The organism is Chitinophaga sp. LS1 (genome assembly GCF_034274695.1).
GTDB lineage: Bacteria > Bacteroidota > Bacteroidia > Chitinophagales > Chitinophagaceae > Chitinophaga.
Genome location: NZ_CP128362.1, coordinates 2,045,988 through 2,065,491, shown reverse-complemented (window position 1 = coordinate 2,065,491; position 19,504 = coordinate 2,045,988). Strand labels below are relative to the sequence as shown.

Sequence of the window (19,504 nt, the reverse complement as noted above, 5' to 3'; positions counted from 1 at the left end):
AGTTATAACAAATTGTGGAAAATGTGGGGAAATCCCTTTAAATAATTGTGATCTTTGACCGCACCCGCACCGGCATTACTTTTGCGCCGAACCTATTATTATTATTCATATTAATAGACGAAACCATGCTCATCAGATCAATTTTAACGGCCTTTCTATTTGGCGCCTTTCAGGCGCCCGCCCTGGCACAGGAAATACCCGCCATGGACGCGGAACTCACCACTTTTCAGTACCCCTATCCGGTACATACTATTCAACTACAAATTCAGGGCCAGCTGGTACACATGGCCTATATGGACCTACAACCAGCCAAACCCAATGGCAAGACCATAATACTCCTGCACGGCAAGAACTTCCTGGCAGCATACTGGGATAATACTGCTGCCAAACTGGGCGAAAATGGCTATCGGGTCATTATGCCTGACCAGGTTGGGTTTGGTAAATCGTCAAAACCAGCACACCTGCAATACAGCTTCCAGCTGCTGGCACAGAACACCAAAGCCCTGCTGGATAGCCTACACCTCTCCAAAGTTACCGTACTCGGCCACTCCATGGGCGGTATGCTGGCGACCCGCTTTACTTTAATGTACCCTGATGTGGTGGAAAGACTGATCCTCGAAGACCCCATCGGGCTGGAAGACTGGAAAATAAAGGTACCCTACCAGTCCATAGATAAATGGTATCAGGGAGAACTGGCCCAGGACTATGAAAAAATCAAAAAATATCAGCTGGATGGCTACTACGGCGGTCAGTGGAAACCGGCCTATGATAAATGGGCGATCGTACTGGCTGGCTGGACCAAAGGTCCCGATGCTAAACGCGTAGCGTGGAACAATGCCCTCACCTACGACATGATATTTACCCAACCGGTATATTATGAGTTTGAAAATATCAAGGTACCTACCCTGCTCATCATTGGTTTGAAAGACCGTACCGCGCTTGGCAAAGCCAATGCCTCTGAAGAAGTGAGAAAAACATTGGGCAACTACCCGGTATTAGGTCCGCAGATCAGTAAAAGAATTCCGAACTGTAAACTGGTCACGATCCCGGATGTAGGCCACCTGCCTCACATCCAGGCTTTCCCACAGTTTATTCAACCGGTGCTGGCTTTTTTATCAGGTTCATGATACTATCAAATGAAGCCTGATTGGTAGGATTATCCAATGCCCCGGCAATATCAATTTTTTCACGGGAGGTAAGGTGGAAGCTCAGGGCTGCCGCCTTATCTTCTTTTTGGGGTACATATTGCAGTATAATCCTGTGAAACCCTACAGGGAAATAACCTTCCAGGTAACTCAGTTTATCATCCTGCCCAAAGTCCTGCATCGAGCTCCAATGCTGCTGCATGGTGAATAATGGATCAAACATCAGGTCCGTCAATACCTTCGTTTTCCGGATCGGACGAATATCGTTCTTACGCGTATCTCTGATCTGAACAAATATAACCCCACTGGTATTTTCATTGATCCACTCCCTGAATGTATACAGGTAACGCATCGATACATCCTGCCCGAAATTATCCCTGATACCGGCATCCATCACATCTACAATTGGGTCGCTGGGTAGAAATACATTGGGTAGTACATAAGGGAAAGTAGCACACATCCTGATAGCGCTCGTCACTCTTAACTGCATGGGGTTCTGCTTTACAAAATACTGCGCAAAGTCTACCCCATCCACATCCTGCCAGGCTTGTTTTCCTTTTGGGTATGCGGGTGCACAGAGGTAACTCACCGGTTGTGGTGAGATGATCAATCTTCTGCCATCTGCATTGATGGTAGAGTTCCAGATCAGCATCGGAATTTTCCCTTCCAGTTCCGGCTGTTTATATTCCCCGATTGTTTTGGAAAGCACATAATCAGTATTCACATTCAGCTGCATTTCAAATGCATATCCCCTATCCTTTGCATAGCGGTTATCGCCGATCTTAAAACTGCGCCACGGAGTAATAAAATCATTCACGGACATGGCCGTGAATATAGAGTTGAGCAGATCGCGACTGGTGCGTTCAGTAAAGCTGCTGTCGTATAGATTCAGACTTCTGCCATTCTCTCTTTCCAGGTATAATTCCCTGAAGTAAGTCGCACCGATCATGCCGCCTGAAGCGCCTGTCATCAATACCGTCTGGTTCATGAGCTGCCCCCCCATGATGGAATCCAGTCGTTGCAATACATTCATACTCCAGGTAGCAGCGCGCAATCCGCCACCGCTGAAGTTTAGTACGATCAGCTTGGGACGCTGGTTCGCGGGGAACTGTGCACGCCACGCTTTTAGTATTTGTAAGGTTTGTTTTTTGTCATCTGCCATGCGCTGATCAGAAAAGAATTTCTGCAACGCAACGGTACTATATTCAGGTCGCTGATCATGTTGCTTGTAGTTCAATCCGTATGCTTTATTGCGGTTATCCAGCAGGTCATGTTCTACCATCCAGTTCATGCCAACCATCAGTACCAGTGCCAATGGAATTGCCCAACTCTGTAACAGGTACGCATATGCACCTGCGATGCCGATGAGGAATGCAAAAAAGATCATCACACTCGCACCCGCGGGTATCCGGAAGAATGGATACTCCATCATGTACGCCAGCATTACCAGAAAGAAGAGGGCGCAGACCACAGTGATCATCGCGGCATAGTGATGCTGCTTAAGAATGCTGTCGAGGTAATGCTTATTATAGTGATCTACATTCCTGGCACGACGAATTCGCCAGGGGGAATTAAAGTAGTTGGTAACGGGGAGTGCGTTTTCGTCTTTTTCCTGGGTGGGTTTCAGTACCAGTTTAAGGAAGTTGCGGGGTGTTCCGAATTTCTTTTCCAGCCTGCGGCCAATGTTTTTGTCGGCGTTGAAGAAGTAGAAGAAAGAGAAAAAGATGACGAACAAATATCCACAGATGAAGCCTTCTGTCAACAGCATGATATCGGCTACGCTGCTGAGTTGTTGATAACGCTGGTACTCCCACGAGCGTATCAGCAGATTGATGATAAATGCAACGGGAACGACGAAATTGTTGAGACAATATTTAAAGAATGGCTGAGCAGTAGTAGCCAGAAATTTAAAACGGCCTGTGTGCAGAATGAAAGTAGTGATGTTCCAGCTCATTGTAAACAAACCGGTGGCCAGCCCCAGTATCGTGGTGCTATAGAAGTTCACCTGTCCCAGATATTCAGGTGCGAGATAAAGTGCATCGCCGCCAAAAACCTTTGCGAAGCCACCATTGATGGTACTGAACAAGATTGCCCAGAATATGAGCAGTACCTGGTACTTCCGGAAGTGGAGCAACAATAGTTGGATCGGGAAAGAATAGAAAAATTTGACCGGCAGATATTTCACTTTCATCCGTAACGCAATTACAACTAAACTTACGAAAAATTGTAATATGGTTACAAATTAGGTGCCGATAGAAAATAAAACACTCGCTTCTGCCTTCTGCAAAAACGAGTGTCATATGGGAAACAGGCCTGTGGCCGGCTAATCTTAAAAATTATTTTTTTCCGTAACTCAGAAAATACGTCCACACCAATACCAATAGCAACAACATGCCTACACACTGATGTAATATCGCCTGCAAAATAGGAATGTGGATCTGGCTACCCAGCAATGTGAGCACCCCCAGTAATACCTGTACCAATACCAGCAGCAGTGGCAGATAACGAATTCTTTGCAGCAGACTATGATCTGGTGTTTCAGATGCAGCCTTCCACCACCAGATCACAACCAGGATCGTAATCAGGTAAGCCAGGTTTCTATGTACAAAATGAATAGTCTGCGTATTGTGCGTCAGATCTTCTAAAAAATTTCCCTGTGTAAACATAGTACCCGGTACCCACACCCCATTGATATCCGGCCAGGTGCTCGCAGCCAGCGCCGCATGCAATCCCGCCATCAATGCACCAAAGAACAGCTGTACAGTCAATAAACCCAGCAACCATGCATTCAGTTTTTTCAATCCGGGTGCTACCAGTATTTCCTTCACCGGCGTACTCAACCTGAGGGCAAACCACAACACATATACCAGTAGAGACAATGCTGCCAGAAAGTGAATGGCCAATCGTATATGGTTTACATATAGGTTCTCTTCATTCAGTCCACTCTTCACCATGATCCAGCCAATAGCCCCCTGTAATCCTCCTAATAAAAACAGGATCACCATAGGGCGTATCATAGAACGATCTATCTTTTTCTTTATTAAAAAGTAGACAAACCCTACAGCGAACACTAATCCCATCAGGCGGGCCCAGTCACGATGCAACCACTCCCAGAAATAAATTCCTTTGAAATCTGATAATGTAAAATGATTATTGACATACTTCGCCTGCCCGATTTCTTTATAATGATCAAAGGCTTTTTGCCAGGCCGCTTCATTCATAGGAGGAAATGCGCCCAATATGGGTTGCCATTCGGTAATAGACAGGCCGGAACCTGTGAGACGGGTCAACCCGCCCAGTAATACCTGAATAATAAGCATACCCACCCCTATATATAACCAGATCGCTACCGGCCTTTGCTGTTGTGTTGTCAGTCTTTCCATAAATCAAAAATCGATGGCAAAGTTAGTACTTTGAGATATGACATTAGTAATGCTTTCTTAACATCTCCATAATATTCTCTTAACAAAACCTCCTGATCTTTGCGGCGACAAAAGGGACCCTGAAAACATCAAAACATAAAAACAAACTTTTGTATGAAACACATACAATTTTTAGCAGTTATTGCTACTATCCTTTTTAGCCAATCTATTGCTGTAGCCCAGGACTTTGCGTTGAACAAAGTAAAAACAACTGCTGGCAACACCGAACAGCCGACCGCCTCCAGTGATTTCAAACTGGATGTGGCACAGGTAACAGGAAGTGAACTGGTATTTCGCGTAACCGTAGAAAATCCAGGCAGCGACAAAATAATCCTGAGCATCAAGGATGCCAACAACACTACTTTGCATCAGGAATCACTGCCGGTAACACTGGTTTATAAAGCCCGTTTTAACCTGGCAGACCTGCAGGATGGTTCTTATACCTTCGAAATCAGAAGAGGTAAAACCCGCCTGGCAGAAAAAGTAATCGGTATCAGAACCGAAACCAGCATCAACAGAACTGTTTCTGTCCAATAAAAAATAGAGACACCTGAGTGGCGCAATTGTGCATACCTCAGTTGTCTCTATTGCCTAACTTATGAGAGATCCCTATCGTATGTATATATGTATGTGCACGTAGAGCCTTCCTATTCAGAGGGCTCTACGCCAGGCACTACTTCTCATTCATTGCTTCGTACAGCACTTCCATTATATTTTCCCTTACATGCATGGTGATCAGCTTTTTGTTGTCACCGCCAGCAGGACATACCCTGTTGCTCAGGAAGATAAACACCAGCTTAGATGCCGGATCTACCCAGATACAGGTACCTGTAAAACCGGTGTGGCCGAAGGTAAGTGCAGAAGCACTTTTGGCAGGATATGCTTCCCCATGTTTGCCGTTGTTTTTCTCAGGCTTATCGAAGCCTAAACCACGACGGCTGATATTGCTGTTGTAAGCAGTAAATAATCTGATCGTTTCTTCTTTGATGAAACGCTTACCACCATAGCTACCGCCATTCAGTAACATCTGCATCAGTACAGCCAGGTCTTCTGCATTGGAAAATAAACCGGCATGGCCTGCTACACCACCAAACATTGCAGCACCAGGATCATGTACATCTCCCCTGATCCATTGCATACGGAATGTACGCTCATTCTCTGTAGGTGCAATTTCTGAAAGCGGGAAACGCTCTCTCGGCTTAAATCCTGTTGTAGTCATGCCCAGTGGTTCGTAAAAAGTTTCTCTCACATAGTGGTTCAGTTTCTGACCAGTGATGGCTTCTACGACTTTGCCCAGGAAGATAAAATCATTATCACTGTACACATATCCCTGCTGTGGTTTCAGCGGGCTGTCCAGAATTTTCTGGAACATGGTATCTATGTAAGTATCTTTCATGTACAGGTGTTCCGCCACCCGCTTTGAATACACAGAGTCTGCATAGCTGTGGAACAACGCTGTATCAGGTGCACCACCACTCATGAGCACACTCTGGTAGAATGGTATGAATGATACTAAACCTGCCTGGTGCAACAGCACATCCCTGATTTTCAACCCCGCTTTATTACTCCCTCTCACCATTGGCAGATAATCACCCAATGTTGCATCCAGACTCAGTTTTCCCTCATCATACAATTTCATAACAGAGACCGTGGTTGCACAGACCTTGGTCACAGAAGCCAGATCATAGATGCTGGAATGTGTAACTGGTTCATTGCTGCTATAGTTGTAGTTACCAAATGCTTTGTTATATACGATTTTGCCATCTCTCATCGCCAGTACTTCACAGCCCGGCGCAGCACCTTTGGAGATCATATCTGCAATCAGTTTATCAATTTTTGACAATGTCGCAGCATTCATACCTACTTTGCCCGGCGCCACTTCTTCCAGTGGTTCCAGCGCAATGGCCGGTGGCGTTGTAGCTGGTACAATACCAGTACCATACGCAAAGTTCGGACATACAGTCACAGGCAGACGACCTGTTGGAATCAGTTGTCCAAACAGCAGTTGTGCTGCCGCTTTCTGTGTAGAATCATCATCTTCGTAAGCGGCTACGATCGTAGGTGCATCGCAGAAATATTGGATTGCATAGGGATTACCAAATACAACGGTAGCAGACGGCATTTCCAGTTGCAGACGTTGTACCAGCAAGCGCTCTGCAGAACTGATACCGAAATTGTAAGCAGGTCTGCGGCTGTAGTTGTGTACACCAATGATCACTGCCTGGAATTCTTTCTTCAGCCTTTCTACGATCGGTGCAACCTGTGCTTCTGACTGACGGGAGGTGAAGATGAATGAATTTACATCCGGACGGGTGGCCTTGATAGTTTGCAGGAAGGTGTTGTTCACATCTGCGCCTACGGCTATCACAGCAACTTTGCCAGGTGTATGTGGTTTGAAAGGGATCAACTGATTATCATTTTTCAGCAACGTCAGCGACTGGCGGCCAATATCCCTGATCAGGGTATCGGTTACTGCATTCAGATCTGCAGCAATATTGGCCGTTTCTACCACCTGTGGCTTATTCAGACCCAGGTTATATTTGGCCAGCAGCACTTTTTTCACTCTTTCATTCACATCATCCCAGGTAACTTCACCACGACGAATCGCTCTTTTTATCGCATTTACACTTCCTTCCGCCGTAGAAGGCAGCATAAGCATATCGTTGCCAGCTACCAGCGACCTCGCAGCTTCTTCTCCACCGGAGTAAAACTTGGCGATACCTTTCATTTCAAGTGCATCGGTAATGACGATGCCTTTGTAGCCATATTCGCCTTTGAGCAGGTCAGTTACCGCTTTGTGCGAAATGGAGGTCGGCGTATTAGGCGTACTGTCGATGGCAGGAATGTACAGGTGCGCCATCATGATGCTGGCTACGCCTGCATCTATGGCTTGTCTGAACGGATATAATTCGAGCGAATCCAGTTGTGCCCTGGATTTGCGGATCACCGGCATATCCAGGTGAGAGTCTGTATCAGTATCACCATGACCGGGGAAGTGTTTGGCCACCGCCATCACACCCTGATCCTGGATGCCTTTGATCATTTGCACACCCATGCGGGCTACCTGATATTTATCTTGCCCGAAAGAACGGTCGTTGATAACAGGATTGTTAGGATTATTATTGATATCCATATCCGGGGCATAATCTACATGTATGCCCAGTCTGCGGCATTGCTGACCAAGTACTTTACCAGCCCTGTAAGCGAGGGTACTGTCTTGTGCCGCACCGATCATGAGGTTGCGGGGCAGGCTGATCACGCTGTCGAGCCGCATACCAAGGCCCCATTCGCCATCAATGGCGATCATGAGTGGAGTTTGGGAAATAGATTGGTAGTAATTGGTGAGGAGGGCCTGTCGTACCGGGCCACCCTGAAAGAAAATCAGACCACCAACTTTGTTGTCTTTGATGTCTTTGGCGATTTTCCTGACATGATCGGCGCCAAGGTTAGAGTGTGCCCTGATCATGATAAGCTGAGCAATACGCTCATCGTTGTTGAGTGATTTGAATACACTGTCCACCCAATGCGTAGCGGCAGCGTCTGCCTGTAATAGTTTTGGTACCGGACCATTTTGTGGCGTGGCTGGTTTATGAGCCGAGCCTGCTAAAAATAATCCGGAGAGTCCTAAGATCAGTAACTGCTTCATAGTCTTTCTGCTTGTCAATAAAAAAGTTATCATACGGGAAATTATCTCCCTACCCAGGGAGGTGCGCCCTAATTAAATTTTGAGTCCCAATTATTATGCTACCCTACAGATTCACGGCTGTAAAGCGGCAGTATAAATACTTATATTTACATGAAGAGGTAGGAACAAATGACCTGTAATCCTTAAACATAATAAAATATCTTTCGACTATGACCCTCGAACAACCATTTTTTTCTTCGTTATGGAACAATCTGCTTAAAAATAATCCATTATTTCCAGCAAATCATTAAAACATATCTACAGATTTTCTTAAATATTTCATGTTATTCAAGCAAGGGTAATTTTTGTTACCTATACATTCAATTGTTTGCTATATTTGCAATCTTGCTAAAGTTTTTTTAAACACATGGTCAATATTATTCTATTTGGCCCTCCCGGTAGCGGTAAGGGTACACAAAGTGCGAACCTGATTGAAAAATACGGGCTGATTCACCTGTCTACTGGTGACCTGCTGCGTGGAGAGATTGCTGCTCAGACTCCCCTGGGCATGGAAGCAAAGCGCCTGATGGACCAGGGACTACTGGTTCCGGATGCTGTTGTGATTGGTATGATCAGTTCGAAACTCGAAGCCAATCCGGAAGCAAGAGGTTTTATTTTTGACGGCTTTCCACGTACTACTGCCCAGGCAGAAGCACTGGACAAACTGCTGGACCTGAAAAAGACCGCTATCTCCAACGTACTCTCTCTGGAGGTACATGAAGATAACCTGGTACAGCGTCTGCTGGCCAGAAAGCGTCCGGATGATAATGAAAAAACCATCCGTGAGCGTTTCGTAGAATATCACAACAAGACCGCTCCTGTAGCTGACCACTATGCCCGTTTCGGCAAGTTTAAGAAAGTGAATGGTGAAGGTACTGTTGATGAAATTTTCGCTCGCTTAAGCAAAGAAATCGACCCGCTGGTAGAAGAAAAAGTTTAATCAGCAGGCTGATCTTATCATATTAGACGCAAAGATCGTAAGTAACCATCCATGTAAAGTGGATGAACTTCACGATCTTTGCGTTTTTAAATTTATAAATAAATCGCTCCACATTGGAAAGAGGCAATTTCGTTGACTATATCAGGATATCCGTCAAATCGGGTAAAGGCGGCGCCGGTAGCGCCCACTTTATGCGTACCAAATACAACCCTGAAGCCGGCCCTGATGGCGGTGACGGTGGTCGTGGCGGCCATATCATACTCAGAGGCAATTCCCAGCTTTGGACCTTGCTACACCTGCGCTGGTACAAGAACGTAGTCGCAGAAGATGGGGGTAACGGGCGGGACAATAACAGCACCGGCCGTAATGGTGAAGATGTGATCATCGAGGTTCCATTAGGTACCCAGGCCTTTGACGAGGAAACCGGGGCACTGGAAGTAGAAATACTCCACGACGGGGAAGAAGTGATCTGGATACCAGGTGGCCAGGGTGGTCGTGGTAACGCCTACTTTAAATCAGCTACTAACCAGGCACCAGAGTACTCACAGCCCGGTATGCCAAGCACAGAAGGCTGGAAAGCGCTGGAATTGAAAATGCTGGCAGATGTAGGTCTGGTAGGATTTCCAAATGCAGGAAAGTCTACACTGCTCTCTACTATCACAGCAGCTACACCTAAGATCGCAGATTATGCATTTACAACCCTGACCCCACAATTGGGGATGGTAGCATATAGAAATGATCGTTCATTCTGTATTGCAGATTTACCAGGGATCATTGAAGGTGCGCATGAAGGGAAAGGATTAGGACACCGTTTCTTAAGACATATCGAAAGAAACCCCGTGTTGTTGTTCCTCATTCCGGCAGATAGCTCCGATCACAGAAAGGATTTTGATATCCTGGTGAATGAGCTGGAGATGTATAATCCTGAATTGCTGGATAAACAGTTCCTGCTGGCTATCAGTAAGAGCGATATGCTGGACGATGAGCTGAAAGAGGCTATTGCAGCAGAACTGCCTAAAGATGTACCGCATGTGTTCATTTCGTCGGTTACACAACAGGGATTGCCACAGCTGAAAGATATGTTGTGGAATGCATTGAATACAAAAACTGTATAATAAAAAAAGCGCTTCTGTCACTGGCAGAAGCGCTTTTTTCTTTTAATCTTTTAACCCCAGCCAGGCTTTTACCGCCTTGTAGTCACTCATATCCACGGTCTTTGCCTTCCTCGCTTCCGTACCACCAGGAATCAGCACGTATCTGTATTGCCACCTGACATTTCCGCTTCCATCCGTCCAGGTACCTGCATCACCATTCGAATACAATTCAATGCCTCCCGTAAAGAAGGTAGCCGTAATATTCCAACTGGAATAGATGTTCAGATAGGGCAATGGTGTCACGATAGGCGTGGCCGCTGACCCGAAATTCAGGTACACTTTCATTTCGCCGGTACTGATCAGGGCATCGTCCAGCTTAGGTACATCCAGGTCAGCATAAAAACCCAGGGTATCAATCGTACCATCGGTATTATGAATGGTATCTGGCAAAAAAGCGACTGTAAGCCAGTCAGAATAAATAACATTTGCGGTACCGGCATCACCCTTTGGACCTGTGGCACCAGTAGCGCCGGTAGTACCTGTTTCTCCCTGGGGACCAGTCTTTCCTTCTTTACTACAACTGGATACAATAAAGGCGATGGCCATTAACAAAGGGATTGCATTAACAGAACAGAAGATTCGTTTCATGTACAGAAATTTTGGTTGTTATAAATTTAAAATGGGGATGTAGGGGTTTGGATTATCACGTCAACTAAATATACGAATTGCCTCTTCTTTCATCACTAAATTTTTTTGCCTTACTTTACAAAAAATTACCCTGTGAAGTACTTAGTCCAAGTTTGTCTTATCGCCGCAATATTCTGCGCCTGTAAGTCGTCAACCTCTTCGCCCCCCGTCTCGGATAGCACTGTAGTAGCCGTTTCAAACCAGGCTGACAGTTTAATCGGACTATATAAAGGTGATTTCGACGGTAAAAAGATTTATATCACCATCAACTATGCAAAAAATAACCACCTCGCCGGTTATAATGTGCTCAATGGCCTTCGTCGTAATGTAAGCGGCAGTTATAAAATTGTAGATAACGATTTCGATGTAACCCTTAGTGAACCAGGCGATCATCCATACGATGGTAAGTTCACCATCCACTTTTCTGTCAATGATCGCAAAGGAAATGGCAAATGGACGCCGCTGAATAATTCCAGCCTGAAAGCTAAAACATTTGACCTGGCAAAAGTTTCATTGACAGGAGGTAACGGCATTAGCTTCGAATATGATTATCCATTAGCCGGAGATCACCGGGATATCCTCTTTGCAAAAGATGGTAGCTGTACGTTGAACTACTATGAAATGCATAGTGACTCAACTTTTGCCCAGCAAATGATCACTGTAAGAGGTAACTGGGAACAAAAAGGTGATTCTGTATTGGTAACATGGGAAAAGAGAAATGACATTACGCTGCCAGCCACTATTTATTCTATTCAATTCGAAGGGGAAGGCGACGAGCGCTTCCTGACCGGAGTAGAAAGTACTGACAGCATTCGCTATTGGACCGGACCTTGATAAACACACGGCACATATTGAAGAAAGGGGGTATCACCTTATTAGCCGCCGGCATCCTGTTTGCGACCTGGCTGCTCATCAGGCTGAGTATCCCCTATCTTGCTATGAACAGGTACACCGATTTCCTGATGACCAAGCAACGGGTATATCATATCCGTCCATGGCGGATCAGCTTCTATGTACATGTATTCATCAGCTTTGTAGTCATGCTCACCGGGCTACTGCAATTCAGCTGGTATGTGATAAAAAAATATCCCGGCCTGCATCGCAGGTCCGGGACAATATATGCAGGGGTGGTACTGTGTTTCAGTGGCCCCAGTGGTTTAGTAATGGCGTTCTATGCGAATGGCGGCATGCCGGCACGTATCAGTTTCGTCATCCTCGCGCTTCTGTGGATGTATACCACCGCAATGGGCTGGTATTATGCCAGACAACATAAATGGATGTCACATGGCGCCATGATGCTCCGGAGCTATGCCCTCACACTTTCGGCAGTCAGCTTACGCCTGTATGCCTACCTGATAGATGTGTTCAATATTCACATCCACCCACGTGCTTCCTATATTCTCATTGCCTGGTTAAGCTGGACGTTGAACCTGCTCATTGCAGAACTGATCATCAGAAAGCTGGCTAAAATTTACCCGATCAAAAAGGAATTAACGCATGCCTAGCACCATATCCTTCTTCACGAAATGACCGTCTTCTTTGATGGCATAAGTATCTTTTCCCAATGCCTTTTGTTCCCTGATCTTATTATCGTCGTAACCTTCCTTATCCGGATCCTTTTCGTACGTCAGCTGAAAGCTGGCAACTTCGATATCATAGTTTGCATTGATCGTTGCTATTTTGAAAGGATCTTTCAGGATTTTCTGACCACCAATTTGCAATTTATCGATCAATACGCCTTTGTTGTTAAAGCTCGCAATGTAGTACACAGGTAGTGTATTACCCCCCATTTCATCAACTACGCCATAGATCAGCGTGCGATTACTATCATTGGCTTTGACCAGCCCTACCCTGTAATATTCAGCACCTACTTCCCTTGAAAATGCATAGTCACGCATTTCTGGTACATAACGTTCATTGTCATAAGAAATGATTCTATCTTCCGTCATATTAGAAGCATATTTCATATCCAGCAACAAGGGGAATTTTACCTGCGCAAATTCATGGCTGAATACCGCCCATTGCAGTTTATCCGGATCAGTCGCCCCGGACATGGCCGTCAGGATCATGTCGTTGAATGCATATCCATTTTCCTTTCTGAGATTGTTCAGGTCCGGATCCTTTTGCAGGTTTTTAATATTGCCATAACCAAATTCGATGGCTGATATGAGATAGGTTTTCGCCTTTTCCTGGTCACCCAGTCTGGAATAATAACAGGCTTTGTTATAAAGCAGTTTATTCAGCGGTTTATAGTCCAGTATATCCGCAATATCATATGACTGTAATCCTTCCTTCAGTTCACCGATATCGCCAAGGGCATTCCCCATTTCATAGTAGGCTTTTGCCTGTGGCTGTGCCTGGATGGATTTTTTGAAGAGAGCTACCGCCTGAGACGGGTCTTTTTTGTTGCGATAAACATCGATGGCTTGCAGGAACAGTTTGTCTGCTTCCTTGTTCTTACCTGCATTTGCATTGGCCACCATCATTACAGTATCGGCTGAATATAGGTTACGATCTGTCAATGTAACATCAGATGACAATCCCTTTTTGCTTTCCGAGGGCCCGTTACAGGCAAATAAAGTGGCTGTTGTTACAAACAATAACAATTGACGCATACGAGAGTTCTTTATAAGCTAAAGATAATGTAAGATTTTTATAATACGAGAGGGTTAATAAAGGGGTAAACCACAATCAAAACATATCACGTCTTCGGTATCATCATAGTACTTAAAGGGCACCAAAAGGGCACTTCAATATCCCAGGGATATTGAAGTGCCCTTTTGGTGATCTTTTGGTGGTCTATTGGTGACCTTATGGCACTATAGCTTCACTATTACCCCAATAACCCTCCGAGCGGGCCCAGCATACCACCTGCCACACTTTTCATCTCAGACTCCCAGGTATTCTCTGCTGCCTTCAGCGCACGGTTCAGCGCCGTGATCACCAGGTCTTCCAGCTCTTCTTTATGATCTTTTCCCAGCAATCTCTCTGCGATTTCCAGACTTTTCACCTCCCGGTTGCCAGTCACGGTTACTTTTACCGCACCGTCACCAGCTTCACCATCTACAGTGATCAGGGCCAGGCGTTCTTTACTTTCTTTCATTTTTTGCTGCGCTTCCTGCAGCTTTCCAAACATATCAAACATAGTAGGATGATTTTTAGCCCGCGAAGATATTTCACTTTTCTTTATCTTAACACCCTAAATCACCAGCATGTTGGAATCCAAAGTATGTATTATTGGTGCCGGTCCTGGCGGTGCCGCAGCAGCACTGCAACTTGCACAACTCGGCGTTGAATGTGTAGTAGTAGACAAAGCTGTTTTTCCCCGTGATAAGGTTTGTGGAGATGGATTGAGTGGAAAAGTAATCACGGCGCTTAACCGTATCGACCCTGCCATTGCAACCCGCCTCAAAGAGGCTGAATTCAAAGTAAACAGCTGGGGTGTTACCTTCGTATCGCCCGGCCGTCATAGCCTGGATGTGGGCTATCGCCCCGACTACAACAGCCAGAACGATGGTCACAAGGAAACTCCCATCGGCTATGTGTGCAAACGCATGGACTTTGACAACTTCCTCGTAGACGAAATCAAACGTCGCAAAGAAATCAGTTTATACGAAAATGTAAACGTTGATAAATACGAACTGCTGGAAGATGGCTACCTCGTAAGCGGCAACAAAGGCGGGTTCCAGGTAAAAGCTAAGCTGCTCATTATTGCCAATGGCGCCCACTCTTCTTTTACTAAAGAAGTAGCTGGTATCACCATGGAGCCGAATCACTACGTAGCAGGGATCCGTGCCTATTACAAAAACGTAAGCGGCAATAATCCTGACAACTTCATAGAACTGCACTTCCTGAAAAGCCTGCTCCCAGGCTACTTCTGGGTCTTTCCGCTGCCCAATGGCGAAGTTAATGTAGGCGTAGGTATTCTCAGCGAAGCGGTACGCAAAAAGAAGATCAACCTGAAAAAGGAAATGCTGGATATTATCGCAAATGATCCGGTATTCAAAGAGCGCTTTAAAGACGCAGAACTGATCAGCAGCATCGAAGGTTATGGTCTGCCGCTGGGTAGTAAAGTACGCGTACTGCATGGTGAGCGCTATATGCTGGTTGGCGACGCTGCTTACCTGATTGATCCCTTCACTGGCGAAGGTATCGGCAATGCGCTCTACTCCGGCCGCTTAGCTGCCATACAGGCAAACGAAGCACTGCAGGCGAATAATTTCTCCGCTGCCCAACTGGCCAAATACGATTCAGAAGTATACCGTGTGATGGGACCTGAGTTGAAACTGAGTCACCGCCTGCAAAAGCTGATCCGCTACCCATGGTTGTTCAACACGCTCATGAAAGTGAGCAGCCGCAACAAACAACTGCAGGAACTCCTCTCCTGCATGTTCTATGAGGTAGACCTGCGCAAGCGACTCACCAAACCATCCTTTTATTTCAAACTACTGCTTAACAGATAACACGTGAAGAAGTCCATCATATTGGGTGCACTCTTAATCAGTACTTTTATGTCTACTGCTTTTGCACAACAGCCGCTCTATACGCACAACAGTGCGGGTCATCTGGCACTCACCATCGATGGTGCTGCTCATCTATCCAAACTGCCATTGAAATGTATGCAGCTGGAGTTTCCGTACAAAACAGGTGTGGTATTTACCGATACCTCACTGGTGACCAACCCGCGGAATTACCATCCTGCCTTTTATGGTTGCTACGACTGGCATAGCAGCGTGCATGGTCACTGGATGCTGGTAAGGTTACTCAAATCCTTCCCTGCCCTGCCTCAGCACGAACTGATCCTGACCAAACTGCAACAAAACCTCACTGCTGAACACATTCTGCAGGAACAAAAACTGTTTACCAACAAAGAGAACAAAGGTTTTGAACGCATCTATGGCTGGAGCTGGCTGCTACAACTGCAAAGAGAACTGCTTACCTGGAACTCACCAGAAGGCCGGGAGCTGGCTGCCAATGTACAACCACTGGCTACCCAGTTTTCCAAAGCCTACATCGACTTCCTGGGGAAACTGATGTACCCCATCCGTGTAGGAGAACATACCAACCTGGCCTTTGGCCTTTGCCTGGCATGGGATTATGCGGAAACTGCGAAAGATCAGCCATTGCAGGATGCGATTAAAGCAGCTGCTACCCGTTTCTATCTGGCGGACAAAAACGGACCTGTCAGCTATGAACCGGGCGGCTACGACTTTCTCTCACCCTGCCTGGAAGAAGCAGACCTGATGTGGAGAATACTGCCAGCTGCACAATACCAGACCTGGATACAGGAATTCCTGCCAGGACTGTTTGCTAAAAATATCACGCTGTTTCCTATAGCACAGGTAAAAGATCGTACCGATGGTAAACTGGTACACCTGGATGGTCTGAACCTGAGCCGTGCATGGTGCCTCTACGGTATTGCCCGTCATGCAGGAAAGAATAGCGCCGCCATTCAGGCACTGGCCAACCAGCACCTGGAAGCTGCTATTCCACATGTAGCCAGCGGCGATTACGCCGGTGAACACTGGCTGGCATCCTTTGCTGTGTATGCCTTGACTGTCGAGAATAACTAATTCCTTTATGCGATTCATTCTGCTGATAATATCCCTGTTCGCACTGCCAGCTGGCCTTCTGGCCCAAAAAAACTTCTCTGTTTCACCTACGCCCGACTGGCTGGCTCCTTACAAGCCGGACCTCGGCAAGGCACCAGATGCAAGAGAAGTGAGTAACGGCTACTTTCTACTCCTGCTGGAAGAACAACACCATGCAGAGAAAAACGCAGTGTACAGGCATATTATCAGACAGATTGTATCGGAAGCAGGCATTCAGAATGGTGCAGAGGTATCTGTGGAATACGATCCTACTTATGAAAAATTACACTTTCACCAGCTGGTCATCCGCCGGAATGGTCAGGTGATCACCAAACTGGATCCATCCCGCTTCCGCTTCCTCCAAAAGGAAGAGGACCTCTCCCGGTTTATTTACAGCGGCACCTTCACCGCTTACTACATTCTTGAAGATGTACGCAAAGGCGATCAGATCGAATACGCCTACACACTCGAAGGTGCGAATCCTATCTTCGAACACAAATACGCCAACACATTTTACTTCACGTCTTACGATCCAATCGTCAATTATTACAAAGCGCTCATCGCAGCACCGACAAGGGTCATCCACTTCAAAGCTTTTAATGGTGCACGCCTGCCGGCAAAAAGTAACTGGAACGGCATGCAATTGTATGAATGGAAGATTGCGGATGTGATGCCTGCTGATGAAGATGACAACGCACCAGAATGGTATACTACCATACCTTTTGTACAAGCCAGTGAATACAAATCATGGTCAGAAATCATCAACTGGGGCGCAAAGATCAACACACCTCCCGCTCCCGGCACTCGCCTGCAAGCAAGGATTGCTGAACTGAAAAAACAATCCGGCAACGACAAAACATTGTATCTCCAAAACGCCATGCGCTTTGTGCAGGACGACATTCGATACATGGGTATTGAAATGGGTGAATATTCACATCGGCCCAACAGCCCCGACAAGATTTTAGATCAACGCTTCGGTGATTGTAAAGACAAATCCCTACTGCTTACCACTCTTCTGCAGGCGGATGGTATCAACGCCAGCATGGCTTATACCAATACCTATCTGAAGGCGCATGTATCAGACTATCTGCCCTCTCCATTTATGTTCAACCACGTAATTGTGCATGCACAATTGGGAGACAGCAGTTATTGGATAGATCCTACCATTAGTTATCAGCGCGGACCTTTGCGTGAGCATTCAATACCTGATTATCAGCAGGCCCTGATTATCAATACTGATGGCAGTGATACACTCACCAATATACCTCAGTATAACATAGGCACGCAGACGATCAAAGAGCACTTCATACTGCCTGATTCCAAAAGCAAAAAAGGCACCCTCACTGTTCACAGCGTATACACCCTGCGATTTGCCGATCAGCAACGCGATGTATTTGCCAACAACAGTATGAAAGATCAGGAAAAATCCTATCTCGATTACTACAAGAATATTTATGGAGAATTACACACTGATTCTGCACTGAAAACGATCGATAACCCTATCAGGAATCAATTTAGTGTAATAGAACGGTATCAACTGGAAGAACCCTGGAAGAATGATACAGAAGAACCGGGACAACTCGAAATTCCTGTAACGGCCGGCATTCTACAGGAAGCATTGCCGAAGCTTAGCAAAAAGAAAAATAGTAAATCGCATTCACCATTGTCTATGCGTTATCCTTATTCACTGGATTATACCATTGACATGGATATGCCGATAGAATGGTATTTAAGCAATGAACCAGTCAGGATCAGTAATGCTTATTATGCTTTTACATTTACACCTACAGTAGAAGGCAGGCATGTGACATTGCATTATACATTCAACACCTTTCAGGACAATATTCCCGTCGAATACTTAGCGCAGTATGAAAGCGACAGGAATAAAATGGATGATGTTATTTCTTTCAGCCTATTCTGGTCTCCGGATGATCCAATATCGACAACAACACCCACTGATAATACGGTGAACTGGGTGACGCTGACACTCGCTATTTTCTTCATCGCCTTCTTTGCACGGATGGCATGGAAGTATAACCAATATACGATCTATCCGGTGCAGGATGTGCTGATACCTGCTGAACTAAGGGGGTTCCTGTTTATCATTGCCTTCTTTGTATTCTTCACACCACTGGCCATGTTGCAGGCCATTTTCAACAATGACTTTTTTAGTTTTAAAGCATGGGGGCAGCTTAGCAAGGCTACCAATATCATCAGCAACACCTCCTTCCTGGAATTTTGGTTTATACTCCGGATGGTAGCAGCATTATTCTTCTTTGTATATAGCGTACTGCTGATTGCATTATTCCTCAATAGAAGGGATACATTCCCGACTGCGATGGTGTATTTTATGGTGAGTACCCTCCTCTTCAGAGTAATAGATACAGGGTTATCACATTATCTATATAAAACCAGCTGGGAAACGGCGGAACTGGGAGGCATTATATACATTTTTGTAAGAGGCTTATTGTTCACCCCTTACCTGCTACAATCACAGCAGGTGAAAGAAACTTTTATTATGCCACACCGTTCGGTGATCAGCAAAGAAAAAGGGTACTGATACAAAGATCAATACCCTTTTTAATGATGTAGCAGGCGCTGTTTTTTAGAAAGATTCTGAATCGAAGATCACTACCTTTTCCCACAGGTGTTTGCAGTTTTCTACGAATGCCAGGTGTACAGGATGTACCTGATAGGTGTCGTGCCCTGCCTCGTCATTGAACGCGGTGAGCAGACAATAACTGTAATCCTTAACGATCACTGGTCTGTCAGTATCTGCAGGTTTGCCTACATTGTACGTCACGAGGGTTTCCACAGCACTGAGGGATTTTACACCTTCTTCAAATGTTTTGATATCAGCTGCCGAAAGATCTGCTTTCAGATAAAAATTTACAACGTGTACAAACATGTTCAACTTGCATTTTATGTGTTAGAAGAATA

16 protein-coding genes are annotated in these 19,504 nt (G+C 45.7%); 9 read left to right on the top strand and 7 right to left on the bottom strand.

Annotated features, from left to right (window positions below; genetic code table 11):
* Positions 1–47 precede the first annotated feature (47 nt).
* The gene (locus QQL36_RS08555; protein ID WP_235643906.1) at positions 48–1,127 is read left to right on the top strand and encodes an alpha/beta fold hydrolase; all 1,080 of its coding nucleotides are present in this window, start codon (positions 48–50) and stop codon (positions 1,125–1,127) included.
* On the opposite strand, the gene QQL36_RS08550 is transcribed toward QQL36_RS08555, so the two are convergent.
* Together QQL36_RS08550 and QQL36_RS08545 are read right to left on the bottom strand one after the other, a co-directional pair.
* A complete protein-coding gene (locus QQL36_RS08550; protein WP_083725144.1) occupies positions 1,090–3,336 on the bottom strand; it encodes a patatin-like phospholipase family protein in 2,247 nt (748 codons plus the stop codon). The genes QQL36_RS08555 and QQL36_RS08550 overlap by 38 nt on opposite strands.
* 145 nt (positions 3,337–3,481) lie before the next feature.
* Positions 3,482–4,528: a COX15/CtaA family protein gene (locus tag QQL36_RS08545; protein WP_083725142.1), complete on the bottom strand. Its 1,047-nt coding sequence runs from the start codon at positions 4,526–4,528 to the stop codon at positions 3,482–3,484.
* A 153-nt stretch (positions 4,529–4,681) separates the two neighbouring features.
* Here QQL36_RS08545 and QQL36_RS08540 point away from each other — a divergent pair, with 153 nt between their 5' ends.
* Complete coding sequence (locus tag QQL36_RS08540) at positions 4,682–5,104, top strand: hypothetical protein (protein WP_083725140.1); 423 nt, start codon at positions 4,682–4,684, stop codon at positions 5,102–5,104.
* 136 nt (positions 5,105–5,240) lie between these two features.
* On the opposite strand, the gene QQL36_RS08535 is transcribed toward QQL36_RS08540, so the two are convergent.
* Entirely contained in the window at positions 5,241–8,213 is a 2,973-nt protein-coding gene (locus tag QQL36_RS08535; protein ID WP_321569524.1) for a glycoside hydrolase family 3 N-terminal domain-containing protein, read from the bottom strand.
* A gap of 406 nt (positions 8,214–8,619) precedes the next feature.
* Here QQL36_RS08535 and QQL36_RS08530 point away from each other — a divergent pair, with 406 nt between their 5' ends.
* Both QQL36_RS08530 and obgE read left to right on the top strand, forming a co-directional pair.
* Complete coding sequence (locus tag QQL36_RS08530) at positions 8,620–9,192, top strand: adenylate kinase (protein ID WP_072365842.1); 573 nt, start codon at positions 8,620–8,622, stop codon at positions 9,190–9,192.
* Positions 9,193–9,305: 113 nt separating this feature from the next.
* Positions 9,306–10,307, top strand: coding sequence for a GTPase ObgE (gene obgE, locus QQL36_RS08525; RefSeq protein ID WP_083725136.1), 1,002 nt, complete (start codon positions 9,306–9,308; stop codon positions 10,305–10,307).
* Positions 10,308–10,349: 42 nt separating this feature from the next.
* Here obgE and QQL36_RS08520 read toward each other — a convergent pair whose 3' ends face one another.
* Entirely contained in the window at positions 10,350–10,934 is a 585-nt protein-coding gene (locus QQL36_RS08520) for a hypothetical protein (protein WP_143708921.1), read from the bottom strand.
* A 132-nt stretch (positions 10,935–11,066) separates the two neighbouring features.
* Between QQL36_RS08520 and QQL36_RS08515 the strand changes: the two genes are divergently transcribed.
* Positions 11,067–11,807, top strand: coding sequence for a hypothetical protein (locus QQL36_RS08515; protein WP_321569523.1), 741 nt, complete (start codon positions 11,067–11,069; stop codon positions 11,805–11,807).
* Positions 11,808–11,824: 17 nt separating this feature from the next.
* Positions 11,825–12,478, top strand: a complete 654-nt coding sequence (locus QQL36_RS08510; RefSeq protein ID WP_235643898.1) for a DUF2306 domain-containing protein — start codon at positions 11,825–11,827, stop codon at positions 12,476–12,478.
* Here the strand turns inward: QQL36_RS08510 and QQL36_RS08505 are convergent.
* Together QQL36_RS08505 and QQL36_RS08500 are read right to left on the bottom strand one after the other, a co-directional pair.
* A complete protein-coding gene (locus tag QQL36_RS08505; protein WP_321569522.1) occupies positions 12,464–13,588 on the bottom strand; it encodes a tetratricopeptide repeat protein in 1,125 nt (374 codons plus the stop codon). The genes QQL36_RS08510 and QQL36_RS08505 overlap by 15 nt on opposite strands.
* A gap of 218 nt (positions 13,589–13,806) precedes the next feature.
* A complete protein-coding gene (locus QQL36_RS08500; RefSeq protein ID WP_321569521.1) occupies positions 13,807–14,118 on the bottom strand; it encodes a YbaB/EbfC family nucleoid-associated protein in 312 nt (103 codons plus the stop codon).
* A 67-nt stretch (positions 14,119–14,185) separates the two neighbouring features.
* Between QQL36_RS08500 and QQL36_RS08495 the strand changes: the two genes are divergently transcribed.
* From QQL36_RS08495 to QQL36_RS08485, 3 genes are read left to right on the top strand one after another with little or no spacing between them, the layout of a single operon-like run.
* Positions 14,186–15,436, top strand: coding sequence for an NAD(P)/FAD-dependent oxidoreductase (locus tag QQL36_RS08495; RefSeq protein WP_083725126.1), 1,251 nt, complete (start codon positions 14,186–14,188; stop codon positions 15,434–15,436).
* A 3-nt stretch (positions 15,437–15,439) separates the two neighbouring features.
* The gene (locus QQL36_RS08490; protein WP_321569520.1) at positions 15,440–16,546 is read left to right on the top strand and encodes a DUF2891 domain-containing protein; all 1,107 of its coding nucleotides are present in this window, start codon (positions 15,440–15,442) and stop codon (positions 16,544–16,546) included.
* Positions 16,547–16,553: 7 nt separating this feature from the next.
* Positions 16,554–19,124: a DUF3857 domain-containing protein gene (locus QQL36_RS08485; RefSeq protein WP_321569519.1), complete on the top strand. Its 2,571-nt coding sequence runs from the start codon at positions 16,554–16,556 to the stop codon at positions 19,122–19,124.
* A 45-nt stretch (positions 19,125–19,169) separates the two neighbouring features.
* Here the strand turns inward: QQL36_RS08485 and QQL36_RS08480 are convergent, their stop codons facing one another.
* Positions 19,170–19,472, bottom strand: coding sequence for a Dabb family protein (locus QQL36_RS08480; RefSeq protein WP_083725122.1), 303 nt, complete (start codon positions 19,470–19,472; stop codon positions 19,170–19,172).
* Positions 19,473–19,504 lie beyond the last annotated feature (32 nt).

Coding starts and splice junctions, on each gene's coding strand:
- QQL36_RS08530 (WP_072365842.1), top strand. CDS start 8,620: ATGGTCAATATTATTCTATTTGGCCCTCCCGGTAGCGGTAAGGGTACA.
- QQL36_RS08505 (WP_321569522.1), bottom strand. CDS start 13,588: ATGCGTCAATTGTTATTGTTTGTAACAACAGCCACTTTATTTGCCTGT.
- QQL36_RS08520 (WP_143708921.1), bottom strand. CDS start 10,934: ATGAAACGAATCTTCTGTTCTGTTAATGCAATCCCTTTGTTAATGGCC.
- QQL36_RS08550 (WP_083725144.1), bottom strand. CDS start 3,336: ATGAAAGTGAAATATCTGCCGGTCAAATTTTTCTATTCTTTCCCGATC.
- QQL36_RS08540 (WP_083725140.1), top strand. CDS start 4,682: ATGAAACACATACAATTTTTAGCAGTTATTGCTACTATCCTTTTTAGC.
- QQL36_RS08535 (WP_321569524.1), bottom strand. CDS start 8,213: ATGAAGCAGTTACTGATCTTAGGACTCTCCGGATTATTTTTAGCAGGC.
- QQL36_RS08485 (WP_321569519.1), top strand. CDS start 16,554: ATGCGATTCATTCTGCTGATAATATCCCTGTTCGCACTGCCAGCTGGC.
- QQL36_RS08500 (WP_321569521.1), bottom strand. CDS start 14,118: ATGTTTGATATGTTTGGAAAGCTGCAGGAAGCGCAGCAAAAAATGAAA.
- QQL36_RS08545 (WP_083725142.1), bottom strand. CDS start 4,528: ATGGAAAGACTGACAACACAACAGCAAAGGCCGGTAGCGATCTGGTTA.
- QQL36_RS08495 (WP_083725126.1), top strand. CDS start 14,186: ATGTTGGAATCCAAAGTATGTATTATTGGTGCCGGTCCTGGCGGTGCC.
- QQL36_RS08480 (WP_083725122.1), bottom strand. CDS start 19,472: ATGTTTGTACACGTTGTAAATTTTTATCTGAAAGCAGATCTTTCGGCA.